Consider the following 23250-nt stretch of genomic DNA (forward strand, 5'->3'; position numbering starts at 1 on the left):
TTATAGATGAGGTTATAATTATGGAATATATAGAAAGCCTTCCTAATAGATATTCATACCTTCTCAAAAAAAAATCAAATTTTTATGATTGGTTTATAAGTTCGAAAGTTTATATTAGTAGTAAAAAAATAAATATAAAACAAATACTCTACTCATTAGAAATTTTATTAGAGGAATGTGAAAGTTTAAGAATTAAATTTAAAATATTTAATGAAGAAATTTTTGAGTTTATAGAGGAAGTATATAATGTAGAAAATTATATTGATATTGGTTGTGTTGATGCAATAAAAAAAGATGATATTGAAAATAATATTATTTATAGGATAAATAAATATAAAGGCACACTAGGTGGAGATAAAGAATTATTTAAATTATTTATTACTATAGATGCCAATGAAAAATTTTATATATATTTTTTAGTTCATCATATTACTTGTGATCTAATTTCATATGTAATGATAAAGAATAGATTTTTTAATTTACTTGAGGACCCTAAGATTGGTGAAAAAATATCATACAAAGAATATGTCGAAGAGGTAAGGAAATATTGGAAAAATGAAAAAAATTTAAAAGATAATATTATATTTTATTGGAAAAATTTTTATTTAAGGAAATTTGATAGTCTAGGTGAATTTGATGGTCAACTTTTACTAGAGAAGAATTCAGAAAAAATAGAAATAAAACTAACTGGTAATATAAAAGAAATTATTAATAGAATTAGTAAAAGGGATTTGGCTATTGCTTTATTAATTTCATATTCAAGAGCACTTTACTTTTGGTCAAATGGTAAGATGAAAAATAACTTAATATATCTTGTATATCATGGAAGAGAATATTTTGGTAATAAAATAAATAGTGCTAATCTAGTTGGTTGGTTAAATCAAGTTTTTCCGTTTTCTATAGAAAATAGTTTGCCAGCAGAAAAACTTATAGAAATTTTAAGAACACAAATGTATTATATGTATGCTAATAGTTCTAGTTATGGAATTTTAAAATATATTGTCAAACTTCCGTTGTTAGTAAATATTCCTGAGGCACAAATATCTATAAATATTGCTTTAGAAAATAGAGAAATAAATTTAGATGATGTTGAAGTAGCAAATATCAATATAGAAAATAAAATGAATGAAAACTCAGAACGTGCTTTTATTTTAAGTAGTGGGTTTTATATTAGGGATGGTAGTTATTGTTTTTCCATAGATTTTTCAAATAAAATTTATTCTAGTATTTCTATTAATAATCTTTTAACTAAATTTAAAAGTGAATTTAATAATTTTTTGGTAGATAGTTATGCGTAATTTTATTGAAATATTATTTTCTAAAACTAAAGGAAAAAATAATGCTGTAATCTACAAAGGAGTATCATATTCTTATGATAAACTTTATAAAGATGTAATTCAGTACTCTTTGTCAATAGGAGGTAGAGTTGAGTCAAATAATGGCCAAAAAATTGGTTTTATGTTTGATAAAAGTTATAACTCTTTATGTATATTACTGGCTATAATGCATAGTGGAAATACGTATGTACCTTTGAATAAAAAAACACCAAAAAATAGATTGATAAATATATTAAAAAATTATGGTATAGAAAATATTATTTCTGATGAAAATTTTATTATTGAAGGAGTTGATATTATAAATCTAAATGATTTAAAAAATAGTAACAATATTATTTGTAATTACAATAATTCAGAAAGAGACTATGCGTATATAATTTTTACTTCAGGAAGTACAGGATTGCCTAAAGCAGTAGGAATTTCTTATTTTAATCTTCAATGTTTCCTCGATTCAATGAAAGAAGTTGTTGATATAACTGAAGATGATAGAGTAAGTTTTTATGCGGATTATTTTTTCGACTTCTCGATTGCTGAAATATTTTTAACTATAGGTAATAGTGCTTGCTTAGTAATACCAGATGATTTTGAAAAAAGAAATCCATTAAAATTTGTTGAGGAAAATGAAATTACTATTTGGATGTCTGTTCCAAGTTATGTAAATTATTGCATGGAATTAAATAAGATTAAAAAATATATTTTAAATAATATCCGTATCACTATATTTTGTGGTGAAGGATTGCCCGTTCAATTAGCAAGATCATGGTTAAATATTGTCCCAAACTCTAAAGTTTACAATGCATATGGTCCAACAGAAGCAACTGTTTTTTCGACAATATATCTTTTTGATTTAGATATAGATTATGAGACTTATCTATTGCCAATTGGTACTGATCTAAAAAATATTAAATCAAAAATTACGTTAACAGATGAAAAAGGAATAGGAGAATTATTTCTTTCTGGGGGACAAGTTTTTTCTGGATATTTATTAGATGAATGTATAAATGAATGGTATGGAACAGGTGATATAGTTTATAAAGATAAAAATGGAAATTATAATTTTGTCTGTAGAAATGATTTCCAGATAAAACGTAATGGATATAGAATTGATATCAATGAAATAAAAAGTATTATAAAAAATAGTTTAAATAATATTGAATTGGAAGTTATTGATTTAGATTTAGATGATGTAAAAAAAATAATATTTATAATAAATAATAAAATAGATGTTTTAATTGTTAAGAATATTATTGATGATAAATTGGAGTCATACATGAAGCCTGATAATATTTTGGTTTTAGATAGGTTTCCTCTAAATCAAAATGGCAAGTTGGATTATAGTAGTCTTAAAACTATTGCTAAAGAAATTTTATCAACTTAGGAGTAATATATTTTATGTTTTACCTTTCTAATAATATTTTTGAATTTAATAATTACTTTGAAAAATTATTAGGTCAAAGTATTAATGATTTACTATGCACTTATGTTCATGATAATAATCAGGCTTTATTTTTATTAGTTGGTTCTATTCCGGAAGGAAATGCTAGTGAAGTTTCTGATATAGATATAATTTGTATAACTAATTATGAAAATATAAATTTTAATACTAAAGATAATGCTGTTTTTAATGGTTTTTATTCTTTTGATAATGATCCTTTAGCTTTTTTTAATAAAGTTGTATTTTACAATAATATTGAATTTGATATTTTATTTGTTTCGCAAGATAAAATCACTCGAATATTAAATAGATTGGATCATACAAAATGTAACTTCACTGTGCAAGAACTTCATGTTTTTTCTAGAATATTTAATAGCTGGTCTATCTATGAAACTGAATATTGTCAATTTTTATCTAAAGTAAAAGAAGATGGTAAATTAAGGTTATTTTGTGTTTTGAGAAACTTAGTTGGTGCTTTAAAACATATGGAAGATGCTATTATTCACAAGACTAGAAACCCAAGACTTTATAAATATCTTATCAAATATGCACTGGTTGAATTCATTCAATGTATATATGCAAGTTTTGATATTTATGATAATGGACATAAATGGTTGAGAAGTTTTGATAAGTTAAATATAGACTCTAAGATAAAGTCTTTATTTTATACTTTATATTTTGATGAGTTAACTATTTCAGGAGAAATGTATGAGGAGAATGTAAAGGAATTTATAAATTTAGTTATGAGTTATCTGAAAAAGGATCCTATTCTAAAAATTGCAATTAATAGTAATTCACAAGTCAAAAAATATGGGTATATATATGAATATTAAACAAAACGTTATAAAAATCTGGAAAAATCGAACTAAAGATTCTCAAGAGAAACTTAGTGAGGATTTCTTTGATGTTGGTGGAGATTCATTAGGATCTATTCATTTATTAGTTGATCTAAATAATTTTTTTGAAATAGAGTTAGATCCTAATGATTTCTTTTGCTCTCCGACGTTAGGAAACTTAATTAAGATAACTGAACAAAAAATATATGAATAAAATTAAAATATATTTAAAATTTTTAAATAATAAATATATTTTAAAAAATTCTGTTCCCTGGTGCATGGGTTTTGATTGAGGTGGTTTACCATGTGCCTCGTTTTTTAAATATAAATTATTTCATATCACTTGAGAAAGGATATTTTGATGTATCTTAATAAACTAAAACTAGGAGAAAAAATGTCATTAAAACCTTTAATTATTTGTATATCACCGCATCAAGATGATATTGCGTTATCTATTTCTTCATTATTACATGAATTATATACAAAAAATATAGAAGTTCAATGTAAGTTGATAAGTTGCTTTACCAGAACTAATTACGCTCCCTATTTGAAAAATAAAAGTGTTGAATATATTAGTAGGGAAAGAGAGTTAGAAGATAGAAAATATGTAAAAAAAATAGCTTTAGATATGATCGAAGTAATCAGTATTGGTATGAATGATTCTCCTCTTAGAGAAGAGTGGGATACAAAGTGTGATATTTATCGACCTGATAATTATTATAAGCATGATAAAAGTGAAATTATGCGATATATCCATGAATTGTTCGATAAATTATCTAGATATCCAGAAAAACCAGAACTTGCAATTTTACCACTTGGACTCCAACATAAAGATCATGTAATAGTATCGAAAACGAGTTCAATGAGGTTTAAAGAAGCTCCAATCCTAGTATATGAGGATATACCGTATAGATTTGATATGAGTAATGATGATATTAAAGATAGAGTAAGAGATATTGAGTTATCAATTGGTAAAAAATTATTTACAATAAAAAGCAAGTATAAATTTAATCTGAATTTATGGGTTAATCTATTAAATAGTTATGCCTCACAATTTTCTAGAGAAGAAGTTTTAAATATGGCAAATAAGTTAAATAATATAGGAGGTGAAAATTATTGGGCATGCAATGACGCAATAAATTTATTGGAAAGTATGGGTTTTGAGCTTAGTATTAGTATGTAATTTTTTAATTGATAAGAGGTAGTTAGATGAACAAAAATATAGTAATTATTACTGGAAATAAACCACATATGAATTATTTTGTATCAGAAATGGCAAAAAAATTAAATGTAGTTTCAGTTTTTTATTTTAAAGTTTGGAAACGACCAACTTCAAGAACCCTAGAATATTTTAAAAGCAAAGAATTTAGAAGTAGAAATAAACTATCATCATCTATAGCATATGATATTTTGGGAGAGAATAATATTGGTTATAATTATGCGGACGATATATTTAAAAATAATTTGAAAATAAAGTCAATTCCAGCATATCATTGTGAAGATATAAACTCAGATAAAGTTATAGAGAAAATAAAGAAGCTTAGACCTGATATCGTTTTTTGTCATGGAGGGCCGATATACGGAGAAGGTATAATAAACTGTGCTCCTCTAGTTATTAATTTTCATTCAGGAATCTCACCAAATTATAGAGGTGCACATTCTCATCTCTTTGCATATATAGATGGATCTAAAAATGATATAGGGGGCACTTTGATGAAATTAAACAGTAAAATTGATGGTGGAGATATAATAAGACAATGCAGACCAATAATTAAACAAAGTGATACACCTAAGGAAATTTTTGTAAAAATCATGGAATCAGGTTGTTCTCTAGTAATAGATTTTATCGAAAATTATCAAAATAATAATGAAATAAAACTTGAAAAACAGATTGACAAAGGGAAATATACAAAAAACTCTGATTTTAATTTTAATAAATTATTAAAATATTATTATAGAAAGCTTGTAGGGTTTAAATTTAAAGCATATAAGCTTGAGCAGACTAAACTCAATCGTGAGCTTTTTTACATTCCTTATTTAGAATAATTAATGTTAATTTGTTGTATATGCACAAGTGTATTAGATATTTTGCTCTAGACATAGACACGTATTATAAAGGGAGGTTCGTTATGTATTTTGATAGATAAGCTTTTTCTTGATTGGCGCATACTACGTGTCTAATAACTAGCTGAGAGGGCCATTATCTTTAATCTTTTGCGCTGATTTTAGAAAGGAAACAACTCTCAACTAGAAAATTTAGTCAGAACGTATTTGAGTTTATAAGGTGCTCATATCAATCACAAAACGATACCGCACGTCAGAACGCTCTAGGCGCTCAAATGCCTCATTAATTTGAACCATACGAATCATTTCACAGTCAGGTAAAATATTTTGACGGGCGCAGAAATTCAACATTTCCTGAGTTTCAGCGATACCCCCAATCATAGAACCTGCAATTCGACGGCGGCCCATAATCATTGGAACGGTAAACGGCTCTTCAAGTAACCCTAATTGTCCAACCACCACAAAAGTTCCATCAATGTCTAATAATGGAATATAAGGGTTAATATCGTGTTTTACTGGCACTGTGTCCAAAATCACATCAAAGCCATTCAATGCTTGCTGCATAGCAGCCTCATCTGAAGTATCTAACAAGTGATGTGCACCCAATTGCAAAGCATCTGCTTCTTTATTTTTTGAACGGCTAAGTACCGTGACATCTGCACCTAAGCCTATAGCAAGTTTTACGGCCATATGACCCAAACCACCAAGTCCGATAATACCTGCACGAGTACCGGGGCCAACGTTCCAAGTACGTAGAGGAGAATAGGTAGTAATACCTGCACATAGTAAAGGTGCTGCACGCGAAATATCTAAACGGTCCGGAATGCTTAGAACAAAATGTTCCTTCACGACAATATGCTTGGCGTATCCACCATAGGTATTTTCACCTGTGACCCGATCCTGACCATTGTAGGTTTCTGTCAAAATTTCACGGCACATGTGCTCTTCACCTTTTTGACATTGATCGCAAGCCATACAACTATCAATAAAAGTTCCCACGGCGACATGGTCACCAATTTTAAACTTGGTCACATCTCGACCAATGGCAATTACTTTGCCAACAATTTCATGACCGGGAACCAGTGGGTAGACCGTGCGTCCCCAGTCGTTTTTTGCCATGTGCAAATCTGAGTGGCAGACGCCTGAATATAAAATCTCGACTGTCACGTCATCGCCATTTGATTCGCGACGTTCAAATGTGAATGGCACAAGGGACGTACCTTGCTCTACAGCAGCATAGCCATAAGTTTTCATCTTTAAATCTCAACTTTTGAATTTATGAGCCAAGAACTACTCGAGGGTAAATAAGATCTTTGAGATCGAAGTCATTTTGCTCATTGACAATGCCAACCACTTTGTCGCTTTGATACAGTTGGTAGGCATAATCCGCTAATTGTTCGGCGCTAATAAATGCTTCTGGACTAAACAGGTGATCGCCATCTATGCTACCATTAACAGAAGCTTGGCCTACAAATTCGGTTGCCGTTGCACCCGGTGCCAAGACTTTAACTCGCATTTTTTTGCCTTGAGACTGCATAGCTAAAGCTAGACCTTCGGTAAACGAGGCAACATAAAACTTAGTGGCGCAATAGGTGACTGCAATATCAAATTGGGCGTATCCACCAATTGAAGCGGTATTGATTAAGGTTGAATCTTTGTCTGCATAATCTTTTACATACAGCAAAGATAAATCCGTCAAAGCCTTAATATTCAGGTTAATCATATCGTTGGCTTTCTCGAGATTAACATCCCATGGAAAACCATAATCGCCAAAGCCTGCATTATTAATAAGAACATCAATGTGGAACGAATTTAGCTTTTCATAAAGTTGTTTTGCGCTACCGTCTTTACTTAAGTCGGCAGTTTCAACATAAACTTTAATGGTAGGATATTTTGATTCAATGTCTTGTTTGATTTGCTCAAGTGCCTCAATGCGGCGGGCAACAATAATTAAATTAAAACCTTCAGCCGCAAATTTATAGCTCAGCGCTTTACCGATACCCGAGCTGGCACCAGTGATAAGAACAGTTTTCATAGATATATTCAGCTTATAAAGAGAGGGTGAAACACGAGGTGAAGGCAGTGGAAAGTTTCCCCGATTGAGAAACTTTCCAATTTATGACTTAAAGATGTTTTTGAAAAAATGGAATAATTTTTTCTAGGGCTTGAGCAACAGGTTCAGGTTGATCATATAAGTCATAATGACTTGCATCTTTAACTACAAAAAGATTCTTATCTTTAGAAGCAGCTTTGCTAAATAGCTCATAACCATCACGATAAGAACCGAACCCGCCCGGAATTTCACCAATCACTATTTGTAAGGGTTGAGTGAGTAGGTGCTCTGCCAAATGAAATGCATCAAACCCAACAGCAGCGGCTAAACTTGAAAAACGAAGTTTATTTGGTGAACCTTCTGCCTGACCACGTGGGGTTTTGTAGTAATCAATCGCTTCTTTAATATCAATATCATGAATGCCAACTTGCTCACGCTCTTGTTGTGAGTTTGGAATGTACTGAGTAATAAATGGTTCGGCACCACGAGCTTCCGCAGTACGCTGTGCTGCAATGGCTTCTAAAGTTTTAATGGCAGCTTCAGGTGTTTGGTCGCCTTCACGCATTAAACGACCATAATTTGCCGCAACCACAGTCGCCACCGCTTTAAAACGGCGTTCAGTCATAGCCGCATTAACTGCATAACCACCGCCACCACATACACCTAATACACCAATACGGTTTTCATCAACATAAGTAAGCGTTGTTAAATAGTCGGCTGCACAGCGGAAATCTTCTACACGTGTTGCAGGGTCTTCAAGAAAACGAGGTTCACCACCGCTAGCACCTTGATAAGATGCATCAAATGCTAACGTTATAAAACCAGCTTCAGTCAGTTTCTCACCATAGATTGCGCCGGCAGTTTGTTCTTTACAGCTACTAATAGGATGGGCACATACAATGGCTGCATATTTTTTGTTTTCATCAAAATCTTTTGGAAAACGAATAGTTGCAAAAACATCAATATCTTTATTTTTAAAAGTTACAGTTTTCATCATCTTATCTCCGAAAGAAAAACTTGGTCGATGAAATAAATATAACCGTGGTGATTTATTATGATAATCCACTATAATCAGATAGCACTTATATTGAATACTTATAAATAATGAAAGAAAATCTGAATGATTTGCATACATTTATTGTGGTTGCACAGGAGCGAAGCTTCACTCGTGCGGCTGCAAAACTCAGAACTTCACAATCAGCCATTAGCCAAACACTCCGTAATTTAGAGGACCGAATTGGTATAAAGCTATTATCACGAACCACCAGAAGTGTCGCACCGACAGAAGCAGGTGAATATCTGCTTAGCTTGATTCAACCTGCCATTGAAGAAATAGAAAATGGCATGAATCAGCTTAGTGCTTTAAAAAACGATCCGGCAGGAACATTACGTATTAGTGCCGATGAATATGGCATCCAGACTGTTTTATGGCCCGCCGTTGAAAAAGTCATACAACAATTTCCTAAAATTTCAGTAGAGATCATATCTGATTATGGTCTGGTCGATATTGTAGATGGTCGTTTTGATGCAGGGCTTCGAAGAGGCGGTTTGGTTTCTAAAGATATGATCGCTTTACAAGTAAGTGAGCCAATACAAATGCTAACGGTTGCCACTAAGGAATATTTGGATTGTTATGGTCACCCTAAGCAACCAAAAGATTTAGTTGAACATCAGTGTATTAATTTAAGATTACCCACGCATGGTGAGCTCTATCGTTGGCAATTTACTAAACAAGGTAAAACTCAGACAGTTACCGTTAACGCTAAAGTTATTTTTACAACCTTATCTCCAGTGCTTCAAGCAGCAAGAAGTGGTGTAGGAATCGCTTATCTACCTATTGATATGGTTCAACCTTATATTGAAAGTGGTGAGTTAGAAGAAACACTAAAGGACTGGCGACATAGCTATGAACCTTATCACTTGTATTATCCTCATAGACGTGAGCAAGCGCCTTTATTAAATATCTTAATCGATGCGTTAAAAGAAAATTTTGATAAAGGATAGTGACAACTTGGTCTTTAGATAAAACTAAAAATGGACTACAAAAAATAGTCCATTTATGATTTACCGTACTAAAAATGCTTAGGTTTCTGAATCCTTTTTAGCTGCAAGCGCTTTGCGGTCAGTTAGACGGTCATAAAATGCAGCCGCCTTGAAGCCAGTTTTAAATACACACCACTGAAATGGTTCAGGTAGCGTAGATGGAGTCTTATGATATAAGTTTTTCAGAATAGGGCTTTCTATTCCTTTAATTTTCTCGGCAAGAAGTTGTCCCATGAGCGACTGAGTCGCAAGCCCATGACCTGTACAGCCCGCTGCATAGATAATATTTTGATGCGGCCCGGTCGATCCAACCACAGGTAAAAAGTCATAAGCCACGCTAACGTAACCACTCCAGCAGTGCTTAATACTAAGACCTTTTAATGTTGGATGGCGTTCATATAAGGTCTGTGCGAGTGCCGCATAGGCATCTTGATCTGGTACGTTCGGCGTTTTTGAACCATAAACATAATTCAACTTCTTAACTGTCAACACCATTGTGTTGTGAGCAGTCAGACGATGGCTTTCCATCATAAGGTGCGGTGTAATAATACCTTCTCGGCCGGGCCAACCCAGCGATTCCAATTGCTTTGGAGATAGTTGTTGGGTTTCAATCGCCGAGACTCGTATTGGAGCAACCTTATCACGTAGCAGTCCCAACTGAGGTGTGAAAGCATTTGTGGTTAACACCATGATGGGTGCGCTGGCACTACCGCGAGCAGTCTTGCAAGTAATGATTGGGCCTTCGCTATAAGAGAGCAATGGTGTTTTTTCATAAATTTTAACTCCTGCCTGAAGAGCTGCACGGCGTAAACCACTCACGTATTTACCGGGGTTTAACGTGCCGCCGCGCTGTTCGCTACCAAACAGAAAAGCTGGGGGAATCCCGCGAGCACGCATTTCGGCTTGATCTACAAAGCGAGTACGAGACCCTAGTTCCTCGCCAACTCTCATACTGCGGCGTAGCCATTTTTCCTGCGAAGGGTCTATAACGGCGCGTATAATGCCGGAAGGGTTGTAATCACAATCAATACCTAACTCGACCAGACGTTTTTCAACATAGGTCACGCCCTCGTCGTAGAAATTGACAAACTGCCTTGCACGCTCAACGCCGAGGCGCTTGGCGAACACTTCGAATTCAATTCCCATACTACCGAGCAGATAGCCAGCATTACGACCGCTGGCACCGAAACCACCGAACTCTTGCTCAAGCACGACCACTTTTGCACCACGAGCAGTAAGTTCAAGAGCTGTAGATAGTCCGGCAAAACCAGCACCAACCACAATGACATCTGCGCTGACAGAGCCGATCAGCTCAGGTTGAAGGTCACTAGGCTGTTCTATCCAGCCACCCAGAAGACGAAATGGCATAGCTTCAGGGTTGCCACTCATCACTTGTTCATTTGAATAATTCATTCGCTATCCTTCTATATGATTTTACAGTGCTAGAGCGCTGTCCTTAATCTTTTTTAAAAACAATGCACGTAGCGCGTTTTACTGGCGAGCTGGAATAAAAGATTGAATGGAAATATTCTGCGAGCGCTCTAGAGCCGCATAGGCGTAATACAACTGAATGATGGCATAGCCCCACGTTACGAAAGCCCAAGTCATAAAAATCATATGGGTAGTGTCACCAGGAATAGGGAAGAAGTCATATACGACGGCTACGGCCAAACTCACCACAGCCGTTATGGTGGTGGCTAACGCATGGAAAACTTCACCAGCGCGTGCTAGGCAAATGATGAAATAGCAGAGATAAATCGTAAGAAAGCCCCACATGATGACGTAAAAATAGGGACGTATTTCTTGAAAAAAATCTGCCAGAAAGACTACAAAAGTTCCGGCAAATGAAAATGCGAATAGCAGGATTTCTTTAAGGGTAGAGGGTTTATAGTTATGGGTCAGTGCCATCAAACCAAGCACACCAATGATCGGCATGCCGAAACTACGTGAGAATGAGTCGAGAAACATGGTAATTGAAAAATTAACATTCCAACCTGTAACCATGTAGGAAACAAAGTTTGTCGCAGAGAATGCAACCACCCACCACTCTAAACCAAGCAGGTAGTTTTTCTTCTTAAGGAATTTCGCGCCGTAGATCCAGCCTGAAAGCGCAAGAGCAATACAAGCAATAAGCCCAAAGATATTTACAATTTCCAATAGGGCAGTATGTGTCATTCCACTATTCGTTAAGATTTTTGACACGGTAGCTTCCGTTTCGCTACCTGCATCAAGACCAAGAATTTTCATAATATGACTTCCTTTTAATTAATTGACTGTCATGACAGTAAAATAATATGCTATGATTAATTAGTAAACATTTTTTTATTTATGACGATGATGGAAAACAAAATAGGACGACCAAGTAAAGCTCAGGAAAGGTCGTATGAAATTCTTCAAGCAGCTGTTTCGGTGGTTGCAAAAGAAGGGCTGGAAGGAATTACCTTTGCTAAAGTCGCGGAAGCTTCAGGCATGCAACGTACTCTCGTACATCATTATTTTTCTTCACGTGCAGAGCTAGTGAATGCTTTCATTGAGCACTATATTGGAAAAATGGGCACTGAAATTCTTCATCGTTTTAATGGAAAACCATTGAATGAACGCATCATAATGATGTTCACACCTGAAGTGTATCGAACGCATGATGATTTGATTGTTTGGTTCGAGTTGGTTGTTCAAAGTGCTAGAAATCCATTTATTCAGCAAATGTTGCATACACTTTGGACAACACACTGGCTTCCGGATTTTGAAAATCAATTGGCACAAGAATATCCAAAGGCAACTCCAGAGGCGATTAGTTCAGCTGCATATGTAATGGTTTGTTTATTTGAAGCCTATTGGGCATTCAGTATTCAAGGTGTGAATGATGGACAAAGAAAAAAGCAAATGGAGCAAACGGTATTAATGATTTTAAATGGCTTAAAATAAATTTAGGATAACTTTTTAAAATCAATAGAATATTTTCATATAAACTATGAATTAATCCCGTGCTTGCTAAAAAGCTTTAGTAGGCAGGTAAAGCTATACATAAATGGTTAGATCTTTTTATGCAATGGTTGCGTACTCAACAACAATAGGTAAGATAAAAGATTAGAAAACCTATAAAGCACGGTATCTATGAAGAAAAATTCAAAACTTGATCAAGATACACTTTTTATTAAATTATTATTTAAGTCATCTGCCAAAGTGACAGCGGATGAAATCGAGTACTACCGAAAGTATCCTGACCAAATTGACCAAGTCACAGCACCTATCAATATTCATAAAATATTCTTATGGACGGGTGCATTATTAGGTGCCGTGATTGTCGCAATTGCAAAATTCCTTAAATTTTCAGGAATATTCGATTTTTTGTCGGCAGGTGTTTTGGAGTTCGTTATCGATATTATTTATGAAAGTGGAATTGCTTTAATTGGTGCAGCTATCACAGCTTATATGCTCGGTGTCTTACTCAATAAACAGCAAGAAAACGCGGTAAAATGGCGAGAAGAAATTCGTAAACACATAGATGAAACTGAACAGTAGATAGATAAAAAAGCTAAAGTACTACCACTTTAGCTTTTTTATTTTTAGTTCTTTAATTTGTATAAGCCATGATCTATTAAATGTTGACTCAAGATCCGACGAAGTTCTAAGACTGATTCGGGCTTGAGTTGAATTGAATGTCCACCTTTAATGACTTTTTCTGAAATGGGGCCATCCAAATGAGCACTTTTATACGGAACAATACCGTCTGTAATGGTGTTCGGATCATCGCTTTTTGTGATATTGCCCATAATAGAGTGGAAAACTAATCCTTCTTTCGGCGTTATGCCTGAGGTGAGTTCCATAAACTCAGATTTATTACTTAAGTCACTAGGACCATTTTGAAGTTTATTATTAATTGTTCTTACAAAGTCTTTAAGGTCGTCATCATAGCTCGTCAATGTATCGGTTAATGTTTTTAAAAAAGTAGAAGGTAATCGAATAATTTTTCGTGCTGTTACAGTAAACCAGCGATCGGCATAGCTTGTTCCACGATGAGGCGCTGCAAGAAAAATGACACGATCAAAGTTTGGAATAGCCTGCATTTTTAAACGTTCACCAATGACTGGATGTTTTCTCATACGTGCTTGTGCATGTTGACTCATCATAGGCAAAGCTTCTTTTGAAATGTCGGCATTACTCACTAATAGTCGGCTAATAATTCCTCCCATGCTGTGACCAATTAAAACGGCATTGGTGGCAGCGGGGTCTTCTGGATTAAGAGATCCAAATGCTTGCTTGAGTAATGCGTAAATTTGAAAACGACTTTCCAAAATAGGCATATTGGTTGAGTAAAATATTTGCCAAACTTGATAATGTTCACGCAAGACTTTATCCCCCATAATTTCATTAGTGACTGCAATCCATGCTTCGGGACTACTGGCAAGTCCATGAATTAATACAATGACTTTTTTATTGGGGTTGTAAGGTTCAAGCATATATAAATGCGGCATGTTTAAACGTTGATTACCATCAATCAGAGTTAAATATGCGGCTGCACCAAGATTATTTTCGGCTAACCATAGACCATAAGGCGCAGAGAAGTTTGCTGCTAAAGAGTATTCTTTGCCTGCAACATTAATTTTTTCAACATTGTACGGGTCATAAATTTTTATTTTGAAATCTGGACTGTTTAATATGTCGCTCTGAGAAGCGCCCTCATTTTGCGGCTCGGCCACAAGCGTAGAGGCAAGGTAATGGGCTTTATGGATATTCGGATTGATGCCATTTGGATAATTGTAAGTTAAGGGATCCAGAATATATGGATTTTCTTTTTCAGACGTCTCTTCATTAGCGTGTAAAACTGCCACAAAATCTGAGCCAAAACCATCACGACGGTTAATGCTTCTCAAACCAGAAAAATTCATGTTGTAACTTGAGGTGAATTTTTCTAGCTGTTTGCCTTGTAGTTTTTGATAAGAGTCAATATCAATCGTATAGGTACTTTTACCAATTTTTATCTCGGAGGGAATTGTTGCAGAGGTATTTTTTTCACCATAAGCATTTACTAATTGGTTGAGTGCCTGATTATAAAAATCTCGGATTTGAACCTGTCGGTTATCAAAAATACGATCTTGCGGCTGGCGAGACGATTTAAATAAATAAGCATAGCTATAGCGAATACTTTTATCTAAAGCTTGAAGTTCTTGTTCCAAACAATCGTCATTGTTTGCTTGGCAATTATAAGATTCTGAAAGAGCCAAAGCTTTTGAAAGATAGAGTTCGCTGGCAGTAGATAATAATTGCTCTTCCTGAATTTGTGGAATCTTCTCTAAATCAGCAATACATGCTTCTGGAGTTTGCATGCAATTTTTTGAATCCATACCAGCCATATATAAAACATTTAGGCTGGCTTCACTTAATTTGTTTTGGGTGAGAATACTATTACGTTCGTTAGAAATAGTGGTGTGAAGTGTTTGTTTCTTCAAACTCACTAACTGACAGCCACTTGTTATGAAGATGCTAAATAGGCTGAGAATACATAAATGTTGGCGTAACGGGAGTACAAGCATGTTCATAAATAGACCTCGTGAACTGAATAAGGCAAGGCACAATTCGACTAAACTAAATAAAGATGGGAAATAAATAACGTCTTCTATAAAAAACAGAAATTTAAAGGCTAAGGACGATGCTGGTTAGCCTTTAAACTATTTATGAGTGGTGGGTTATTTATTTAACCCTCCACCTAAGGCCTTATAGAGTTCAATTTGATTATTTAATTTGGTTTGTTCGAGAACCAACAAACCTTGTTGTGCAGTATATGCAGAACGCTGAGCATCCAAAACAGTCAAATAACTATCGATTCCAGCTCTAAAGCGGGCTGTAGATAGCTTATAAGTGGTATCGGTTGCAGATACCAAACGGCGCTGGGCACTTAAGCGCTCTTCAATATGAGCATGGGCAGCTAAGGCATCGTTAACTTCACGGAAAGAAGCCTGAATCGCTTTTTCATATTCAGAAAGCGCAATTTTTTGATCGATCTCTGAAACCTTAATATTGGCTTTGCGGGTTCCCCAATCAAAAATAGGCAGGTCTATGCTAGGGCCAACTGACCATGCAAAGCCACCGGATTTAAATAAATCTTTAAGTTCAGTCGATGCATATCCTGCTGAGCCTGTAAGTGTGATGGTTGGGAACATACGGGCTTTTGCTGCGCCAATGTTGGCACCAGCTGCACGAAGTTGATATTCAGCTACTTTTAGGTCTGGGCGGTTTTGTAGTAAATCGCTACTTAAACCAGTTGAGAAAGTCTTTTCTTGAGTAATTGTTTTAACCGACTGAGTTGGAAGCAGGTTTGATGGAACCGCTTGTCCAGCCAAAAGATTTAACAAGTTTTGCGCTTGTGCAACTTGAGTTCTGTAGTTTGCGACATCATTACGTGCGGTTTCGACCGAAATCTGGGCTTGGCGTAAAGGGATTTCGCTATCAATCCCGACATTAAAACGCTTTTGATTTAGATTGTACGAATCCAGTTGAGCTTGTAAGGTTTGTTCTGCAAGTTTTAGGTTGGCTGTTGCAAAAGAATAATTTAACCATGCTTGTGCAACTTGGCTCACTAAACTAATTTGCGTGGAGTCTTTTGCACTTTGCGTGGCAAGGTAATTATTTAATGCTGCATCTTTAAGACTTTGAACACGTCCCCAAAAATCCAGTTCATATGCCGTTACACCCAAACCAACCTGAAACGTAGAGTAAGGGTTGTTAGGGTTTACCGAAGGATTAACTTGCCTAATGGCATTGGCTGTAGCACCAATGGTAGGAAGTTGGTCATATTTACTAATTTGGTATTGCTGCTGAGCACGCTCGATATTTAACGCTGCTGTACGTAAATCGCGATTATTATTCAAGCTTATTTCAATAACTTCTAATAAACGAGGATCGGAAAAAAAGGTTTTATATCCCTTTTCAGCAATTGAAGGACCAGCATAGGTTTCAGCGAAATCTTGAGGAATATTAGATTTAACAGTAGGTTGTGGCGGCTGCATGCTTATACATGCAGTTAAAGTAAATGAGAGTGTGGAAATCATAAATCCACGAGATAAGACAGCCGACTTAGACATGCTTTTCTCCAAATAATAAATTTAGACATAAGAGGAACAAGGGAAATTGATTAATTTCCCTTGCTTTATTTCATTTAAGATTTAATTTTCTGTTTGGAAGAAAACAGTTTTTCGGCTGCACCTAGTACAAAGATGAAGAATACCGGTACAAAGAAAATAGCTAGAATGGTTGCTGAAATCATACCGCCAAACACACCAGTTCCGAGCGCATGTTGTGTTTCAGAACTTGCGCCTGAAGCAATCACTAAAGGCACCACGCCGCAAGTAAAGGCAAGAGAAGTCATCAGAATAGGGCGTAAGCGGAGTTTGGCTGCGGCAACAGTGGCTTCAACTAAACTCATTCCTTCTTCTTTGAGCATCTTGGCGAATTCAACAATCAAAATCGCATTCTTGGCGGAAAGACCGATAATCGTAATCAGGCCAATTTTGAAAAAGACATCATTCATCAGCCCTTTGGTCATAATGGCAATGATCGCTCCAAAAATACCTAATGGCACAACCAGCATAACCGATAGCGGAATTGACCAACTTTCATAAAGGGCTGCGAGTACGAGGAACACCACTAACATCGATAAACCCAGTAAGAATGCCATTTGTGATTCTGATTGTTTCTCTTGTAAAGAAATACCAGTCCATTCATAGCCAATCCCTTTTGGTAATTTTGCGATGAGTTGTTCCATTTCACGCATTGCATCACCCGATGAAGTATCGAAGTTAGGAATACCCGCGATACTCAAAGATGGACGTCCGTTATAGCGGTTGTATTGTTGTGGAGCTTTGTTCCACTGAGGTGTTACAACTTCAGATAAAGAGACCAACTGACCACTTGCACCCATCACTTTAAGATTCAAAATATCTTGCAATTTCATACGTGATTTTGCTTCGACTTGCACAATCACTTGCTGCATACGACCTTGGTTTGGAAAGTCATTGATATACATTGAACCCATTGACGTTGAGATAATGTCTGACACATCGGCAAATTTAACGCCGAGTGCATTTAATTTATCTCGGTCAATTTTTAAAGAAATATTGTCTCCTTGAGGTAAGCCCTCATTCCAAACCATATAAAACTTCTTGTTTTTGGCCGCCATTGCCATTAATTGATCTTGGGCAGCAAGTAATGCAGGCATACCTAAGTTGGCCCGATCTTGTAGTCGAAGGCTAAAACCAGAGAATGTTCCTAACTCGTCAATCGCTGGAGGTAAAACAGCCATTGATGAACCTTCTTTACTATGTGCCAATGTGCCATTAATTGAGTTGGTCATCTCAGATGCTGAAGATTTTCTTTCTTTAAAATCTTTTAGTGTTGTAAAGGCAACGGCAACGTTCTGACCTGAACCACCGAAACCCCAGCCTAAAATTGACGTATTACTTTTAACATCAGGGTTATTTTGAATGCTTGTTTCAAACTCTTTTACAACATTTTTAGTGCGTTCAGTAGAAGCATCCGATGGAAGCTGGAAGGTGGTTAAAAACCAACCTTGATCTTCTTCGGGCATAAATGCGGTTGGCCAAAACTTCATTCCGGCAAAAGTCGCAGCTGTAATAATGATAAACAGCACCATCATTGGAATGGTATGTTTGATGACTTTAAAGAGAATAATTTCATACTTTTTAGTGAGGTTATCAAAGGTACGATCAAACCATGCAAAGAAGCCTTTTTTCTGATGGTGTTCATCAATTGGCTTAAGAATAGTTGCACAGAGTGCTGGAGTTAAGATCAATGCCAATAGCGCAGAGAACAAGATTGACACCGACATGGTCAGCGTAAATTGCTTGTAAATAATCCCGACCGAGCCACTTGCAAACGCCATTGGTAAAAATACGGCGGCAAGTACCAAGGTAATACCGATAATTGGACTCGTGATTTCCTTCATTGCTTTAGAGGTCGCTTCTTTAGGCGGTAAGCCTTCAGTCGCCATAATCCGTTCGACATTTTCTACAACTACAATGGCGTCATCGACGATGATACCGATTGCGAGCACCATACCAAACATGGTGAGCACGTTAATAGAGAACCCTGCAAGCAACATCACAGAGAATGTTCCTAGCAATGCAATAGGAGCAACGATTGCTGGAATAAGCGTATAACGAACATTATGAAGAAAGAGGTACATCACAATGAAAACCAAAACCATGGCTTCAATTAAAGTGTGAATTACCTTTTCAATAGAAATTTTAACAAATGGAGCAGTATCGTAAGGGATACTAAATTGCATACCTTCTGGTAAATTGACTTTTAACTCTTCAATTTTGGCTCTAACACCTTCAGCCGTTTTTACAGCATTTGCACCAGGGCTAAGCTGAATTGCCGCCGCCGTTGCCGGTTTACCATTTTCTAAAATAGCGAAGTTATATGCTTGGGAACCAATTTCAACATTAGCTACATCAGAAAGTCTAATAACACTGCCATTAGTTTTACTTTTTAAACTAATGTTTTTGAATTGTTCAACGCTGTTCAGCTGCCCTTGTGCAGACAGTGGAACTGTAATGAGCTGTCCTTTTTCCGCAGGTAAGTCCCCTAAACGACCGGGAGCGATTTCAACATTATTTTCACGAATTGCCGCATTTACGTCACTAATTGAAAGACCATATGAAACTAACTTGTTTGGATCTACCCAAATACGCATCGCTTTTTCAGCGCCAAATGATTGGACTTTACCAACGCCTTCAACACGTTTTAATTCTTCAACGACGTTACGGACTAAATAGTCGCTTAAATCAACTTCAGAATATTGATTAGTAGGTGAATTAATACCAACCAACATTAGAAACCCTGAAGAAGTAGCCTCAACTTGTAAACCTTGTTGACGAACAATTTGAGGAAGGCGGGCTTCAACGGCTTTAATTTTATTCTGCACATCAACCTGAGCCATATCGACATCTGTACCCGGTTTAAAGGTTGCCGATATTTGAGCCATACCAGAGGTGTCTGTTGTTGCGCTGTAATAAAGTAAATTTTTAACACCCGATAGTTCTCTTTCAATCAGTGTTACCACACTGTCGTTGATTGTTTTCGGTGTCGCACCCGGATAGACAGCGCTAATGGTGACTTGTGGTGGTGCAACGCTAGGAAAGCGCGCGATAGGGAGCTTAGGAATACTTAGCAACCCAAACAAAATAATAAAAATCGCGATCACCCATGCAAACACAGGGCGACGAATGAAAAATTGTGACAACATCATTGAGCTCCTTGAGTACTAGGGGCTTTCCAATTCGTTATTTCAAGCTTTTGATTAGGTTTAATACGGTCAACTCCCTCAACGATGACTTTGTCACCTACTTTGAGGCCCTTATTGACTAAGTAGAACTGTTCATATTGCTGTCCAAGTTCAATCGGGCGGATATCTGCTAAACCCTTAGCATTGATGACATACACTTGTGGATCACCATTGTTATTACGTTGGATTGCTTGAGACGGCACAAGGAGGGCTTGAGGTACCGATGCACGGTCAATATTGACACGCACGTACATTCCAGGAAGCAGCTTCCGTTCAGGGTTGTTCACTTCGATACGAATCGTGACGTCGCCTGTTTCCGGATCTACATTAATATCTTCAAACAACATTTTTGCGCTGACGTTGTAGAGCTGACCATGGCTATTAGAAATACGAACGGTTTTATCGCTATTGGCAGATAATTCGCCGTTTTGTAATGCGGTTTGTAAGCGCTCGTACTCACTGATCGATTGCTTGACATCCACATAAACTTTATCAATCTGTTGTATGGTTGCCAGAGTATTGGTATCGCCTTGGCTCACTAAGGCACCTTCAGTTACAAAGGATTGACCAATACGACCAGAAATAGGCGCACGTACGGTTGCATATTGCAAATTAAGGTTTTGACGTGCCAATAAAGCTTTCATTTGTGCGACATCAGCTAAAGCTTGGCGATATTCAGCCTGTGCATTACTCACTTCTTGTTTACTAATGGCATTACTTGGTAAAAGTTGTTGATAGCGTTCTAATTGAACTTTTAGGCGAGCTACCTCTGCTTCAGCTTTATTTAAAGATGCCTGATTACTTCTAACGTCTGCTTGAAAGGTTTCAGAGTTAATTTTGTATAAGGCTTGTCCGGCTTTAACTTCACTACCTTGAGTAAATAATACTTTTTCGATAATGCCCCCAACTTGTGGGCGTATTTCAGCAGTACGGAAGGCATGAACACGAGCTGGGAGATTCTCGCTAAAATTAACCGATTGCGGCTTAAGACTTAAGACACTTACCTTAGCAGGAGGTGCCTCAACTGGTTTCTTCTCTTCAGAGCTACAACCTTGGATCACCAGTCCAATAGATAAAAATAATGGAAGTAAAAGATGCTTTTGCATACTGTCCAAACCTATGGAGTTTTTGATGTTGTTATTATTTTGAGTAAGTGTGTAATCCGGATCTTTGAAATGTGGAAAAAGTGTGGAGATCTGCACATAAATAAGCGTATTATGATGTTTGTCTGAAATTTTTCGATGATTTACCTATGTTCGAAGCTTCATTTTCTTTTGATTGCCGTGATAAACAGATTCTTGTTGTAGAAGATGAATACGATATTGGGGACATTATTGAGCAGTATTTAAAACGTGAAGGTATGCGAGTCATTCGAGCAATGAATGGTAAGCAGGCAATCGAAATTCACGCTGCACAACCTATTGATTTGATCTTACTTGATATTAAATTGCCTGAGCTTAATGGTTGGGAAGTACTCAGTAAAATTCGTCAAAAAGCCCAAACACCTGTCATTATGCTGACTGCATTAGATCAAGATATTGATAAGGTTATGGCATTACGAATTGGTGCAGATGATTTTGTGGTTAAGCCATTCAATCCAAATGAAGTGGTTGCACGTGTTCAGGCTGTTTTAAGAAGAACCCATCAAAACAAACAAGCTGCTGTCAAAAATCTGTTTTATAAAAATATTGAAATTAATACCGAGATTCATAGCGTGTATATCAATCAGGTAGATAAGAAAACCTTACTCAACCTGACATTAACCGAATATAAAATATTACTCCTCATGATTAATCAGCCACATAGGGTATTTACACGTGGTGAATTAATGAATCAGTGCTTACCCGACAGTGATGCTCTAGAAAGAACGGTAGATAGTCACGTCAGTAAACTAAGAAAAAAACTAGAAGAGCAAGGACTTGAACAAATGTTAATTAATGTCCGCGGTGTTGGGTATAGATTAGATCATCCACAAGAATGATTGGATTGCATATAAATAGACTGACATGCTGCAAGTTGAGACAAGATCATGAAAAATAAATTAGGGATTAATAAGCAGTTTTTTATTGCTTTTAGCATGGTGAATTTAAGCATCACTTTATTGTCTGTATTTATAGGCTATGTCGTTTATAACTATGCAATTGATCATGGCTGGATTTCATTAAGTTCCCTGCAAGGAGACTTTACAGATTTCCATCTGATTGACTGGATTTGGCTAGGTACAGTTATTTTATGTGGTTCAATTATTTCTTTAATCATTGGAATGCAGTTAGCAAAAAGATTTATTGTACCGATTAATTCATTGGCAGACGCTGTTAACAAAATTAGTGATGGTGATTTGTCTGCTCGGGCAGATGATAAAAAAATCCATTCTACCGAGATTTCTACTCTAATTTTAAATTTTAATGATATGGCTCAAAAGCTTGAGAGTTCTGTACAAAATGCGCAAGTATGGAATGCTGCTATTGCCCACGAATTAAGAACACCCATCACAATTTTGCAAGGCAGATTACAAGGGATTGTAGATGGAATCTTTAAAGCTGAGCCAGAACTCATTCGAAGTTTGTTGAACCAAGTAGAAGGGTTATCGCATTTAGTAGAAGACTTGAGAACGTTGAGTTTATTTGAAAATAAACAGCTTAAGTTAAATATTGAGTCAGTTGATTTTTTAAGATGTGTTGAAAAAGTCATACTGATGTTTGATGAAAAACTTAAACAGGCAAATCTTACTGTAAATTATGATATTTCTAATGACCTTGTAACTTGCGATGCAAGACGTATGGAGCAAGTTCTAATTGCTTTGATTGATAATGCAATTAGATACTCTAATCCCGGAGTTTTGAAAATTAAGTCTTCAGTTCAGCAAGAATACTGGACATTAGAAATCGTAGATGAAGGTCCAGGAATTCCCGCTGAATATCAAAAAGAATTATTCAATCCTTTTTATAGAGTAGAGCAGTCTAGGAATAAAGCTTTGGGAGGGACGGGGTTAGGTCTGGCAGTCGTGCAAGCTATTGTGTTAGCTCATGCAGGCACAATTCGATATGAAAATCGGGCTCCTAATAGCGCTTTTATCATTCAATTAAAAACAACGATCTAACTTAAACTATGTATTAAGTTTAAATAAAAAAGAGAAACCTGTATGAATTGAGGTTTCTCTTTCTGAGATATCGAGT

Annotated in this window: 20 protein-coding genes; 11 read left to right on the forward strand and 9 right to left on the reverse strand. The window is 36.0% G+C overall.

The features are described from left to right. The first annotated feature begins 20 nt into the window (after nucleotides 1-20). The 6 genes from ABLB96_RS11420 (at nucleotide 21) to ABLB96_RS11445 (ending at nucleotide 5654) form a co-directional block, all read left to right on the forward strand. Nucleotides 21-1298, forward strand: coding sequence for a condensation domain-containing protein (locus ABLB96_RS11420; protein ID WP_348897525.1), 1278 nt, complete (start codon nucleotides 21-23; stop codon nucleotides 1296-1298). Continuing rightward, entirely contained in the window at nucleotides 1291-2715 is a 1425-nt protein-coding gene (locus ABLB96_RS11425) for an AMP-binding protein (RefSeq protein WP_348897523.1), read from the forward strand. The genes ABLB96_RS11420 and ABLB96_RS11425 overlap by 8 nt, the downstream gene beginning before the upstream one ends. A 14-nt stretch (nucleotides 2716-2729) precedes the next feature. Continuing rightward, complete coding sequence (locus ABLB96_RS11430; RefSeq protein WP_348897520.1) at nucleotides 2730-3605, forward strand: hypothetical protein; 876 nt, start codon at nucleotides 2730-2732, stop codon at nucleotides 3603-3605. Beyond that, entirely contained in the window at nucleotides 3595-3822 is a 228-nt protein-coding gene (locus ABLB96_RS11435) for an acyl carrier protein (RefSeq protein WP_348897518.1), read from the forward strand. Before ABLB96_RS11430 ends, ABLB96_RS11435 begins: the two co-directional genes overlap by 11 nt. A gap of 180 nt (nucleotides 3823-4002) precedes the next feature. Continuing rightward, the gene (locus ABLB96_RS11440; protein WP_348897516.1) at nucleotides 4003-4791 is read left to right on the forward strand and encodes a PIG-L family deacetylase; all 789 of its coding nucleotides are present in this window, start codon (nucleotides 4003-4005) and stop codon (nucleotides 4789-4791) included. 26 nt (nucleotides 4792-4817) lie between these two features. Then, nucleotides 4818-5654, forward strand: coding sequence for a formyltransferase family protein (locus tag ABLB96_RS11445; protein WP_369029382.1), 837 nt, complete (start codon nucleotides 4818-4820; stop codon nucleotides 5652-5654). A 231-nt stretch (nucleotides 5655-5885) separates the two neighbouring features. Here the strand turns inward: ABLB96_RS11445 and ABLB96_RS11450 are convergent, their stop codons facing one another. From ABLB96_RS11450 to ABLB96_RS11460, 3 genes are all read right to left on the reverse strand, one after another. Next, nucleotides 5886-6926 carry an NAD(P)-dependent alcohol dehydrogenase gene (locus ABLB96_RS11450; RefSeq protein ID WP_348897512.1) on the reverse strand — a complete coding sequence of 347 codons (1041 nt, stop codon included), beginning with the start codon at nucleotides 6924-6926 and terminating at the stop codon, nucleotides 5886-5888. A 22-nt stretch (nucleotides 6927-6948) separates the two neighbouring features. Continuing rightward, nucleotides 6949-7707 (reverse strand): SDR family NAD(P)-dependent oxidoreductase, encoded by a 759-nt coding sequence (locus ABLB96_RS11455; protein ID WP_348897510.1) that lies wholly within the window; start codon nucleotides 7705-7707, stop codon nucleotides 6949-6951. A gap of 88 nt (nucleotides 7708-7795) precedes the next feature. Continuing rightward, nucleotides 7796-8719: an alpha/beta hydrolase gene (locus tag ABLB96_RS11460; RefSeq protein WP_348897546.1), complete on the reverse strand. Its 924-nt coding sequence runs from the start codon at nucleotides 8717-8719 to the stop codon at nucleotides 7796-7798. 110 nt (nucleotides 8720-8829) lie between these two features. Here ABLB96_RS11460 and ABLB96_RS11465 point away from each other — a divergent pair, with 110 nt between their 5' ends. Continuing rightward, nucleotides 8830-9729: a LysR family transcriptional regulator gene (locus ABLB96_RS11465; RefSeq protein WP_348897509.1), complete on the forward strand. Its 900-nt coding sequence runs from the start codon at nucleotides 8830-8832 to the stop codon at nucleotides 9727-9729. 78 nt (nucleotides 9730-9807) lie between these two features. Here the strand turns inward: ABLB96_RS11465 and ABLB96_RS11470 are convergent, their stop codons facing one another. After that, nucleotides 9808-11181 carry an FAD-binding oxidoreductase gene (locus ABLB96_RS11470; RefSeq protein ID WP_348897508.1) on the reverse strand — a complete coding sequence of 458 codons (1374 nt, stop codon included), beginning with the start codon at nucleotides 11179-11181 and terminating at the stop codon, nucleotides 9808-9810. Nucleotides 11182-11259: 78 nt separating this feature from the next. After that, nucleotides 11260-12015, reverse strand: coding sequence for a hypothetical protein (locus ABLB96_RS11475; RefSeq protein WP_348897506.1), 756 nt, complete (start codon nucleotides 12013-12015; stop codon nucleotides 11260-11262). A gap of 81 nt (nucleotides 12016-12096) precedes the next feature. On the opposite strand from ABLB96_RS11475, the gene ABLB96_RS11480 reads away from it, so the two are divergent. Further along, a complete protein-coding gene (locus ABLB96_RS11480; RefSeq protein ID WP_348897504.1) occupies nucleotides 12097-12693 on the forward strand; it encodes a TetR/AcrR family transcriptional regulator in 597 nt (198 codons plus the stop codon). 189 nt (nucleotides 12694-12882) lie between these two features. Further along, nucleotides 12883-13290: a hypothetical protein gene (locus ABLB96_RS11485; RefSeq protein ID WP_348897503.1), complete on the forward strand. Its 408-nt coding sequence runs from the start codon at nucleotides 12883-12885 to the stop codon at nucleotides 13288-13290. A gap of 44 nt (nucleotides 13291-13334) precedes the next feature. Here ABLB96_RS11485 and ABLB96_RS11490 read toward each other — a convergent pair whose 3' ends face one another. From ABLB96_RS11490 to ABLB96_RS11505, 4 genes are all read right to left on the reverse strand, one after another. Continuing rightward, a complete protein-coding gene (locus ABLB96_RS11490) occupies nucleotides 13335-15308 on the reverse strand; it encodes an alpha/beta hydrolase (protein WP_348897502.1) in 1974 nt (657 codons plus the stop codon). A 147-nt stretch (nucleotides 15309-15455) separates the two neighbouring features. Then, nucleotides 15456-16850, reverse strand: coding sequence for an AdeC/AdeK/OprM family multidrug efflux complex outer membrane factor (gene adeC / locus ABLB96_RS11495; RefSeq protein WP_348897501.1), 1395 nt, complete (start codon nucleotides 16848-16850; stop codon nucleotides 15456-15458). 74 nt (nucleotides 16851-16924) lie between these two features. Continuing rightward, nucleotides 16925-20035 (reverse strand): efflux RND transporter permease subunit, encoded by a 3111-nt coding sequence (locus ABLB96_RS11500; protein WP_348897500.1) that lies wholly within the window; start codon nucleotides 20033-20035, stop codon nucleotides 16925-16927. Beyond that, nucleotides 20035-21180 carry an AdeA/AdeI family multidrug efflux RND transporter periplasmic adaptor subunit gene (locus ABLB96_RS11505; protein ID WP_348897498.1) on the reverse strand — a complete coding sequence of 382 codons (1146 nt, stop codon included), beginning with the start codon at nucleotides 21178-21180 and terminating at the stop codon, nucleotides 20035-20037. Before ABLB96_RS11505 ends, ABLB96_RS11500 begins: the two co-directional genes overlap by 1 nt. Nucleotides 21181-21326: 146 nt before the next feature. On the opposite strand from ABLB96_RS11505, the gene adeR reads away from it, so the two are divergent. Both adeR and adeS read left to right on the forward strand, forming a co-directional pair. Then, entirely contained in the window at nucleotides 21327-22055 is a 729-nt protein-coding gene (gene adeR, locus ABLB96_RS11510) for an efflux system response regulator transcription factor AdeR (RefSeq protein WP_100193430.1), read from the forward strand. A 48-nt stretch (nucleotides 22056-22103) separates the two neighbouring features. Next, on the forward strand, nucleotides 22104-23174 hold the full coding sequence (gene adeS / locus ABLB96_RS11515) for a two-component sensor histidine kinase AdeS (RefSeq protein WP_348897496.1): 1071 nt from the start codon (nucleotides 22104-22106) through the stop codon (nucleotides 23172-23174). Nucleotides 23175-23250: the final 76 nt, after the last annotated feature.

It is taken from the genome of Acinetobacter sp. XH1741 (assembly GCF_041021895.1).
Classification (GTDB): Bacteria; Pseudomonadota; Gammaproteobacteria; order Pseudomonadales; family Moraxellaceae; genus Acinetobacter.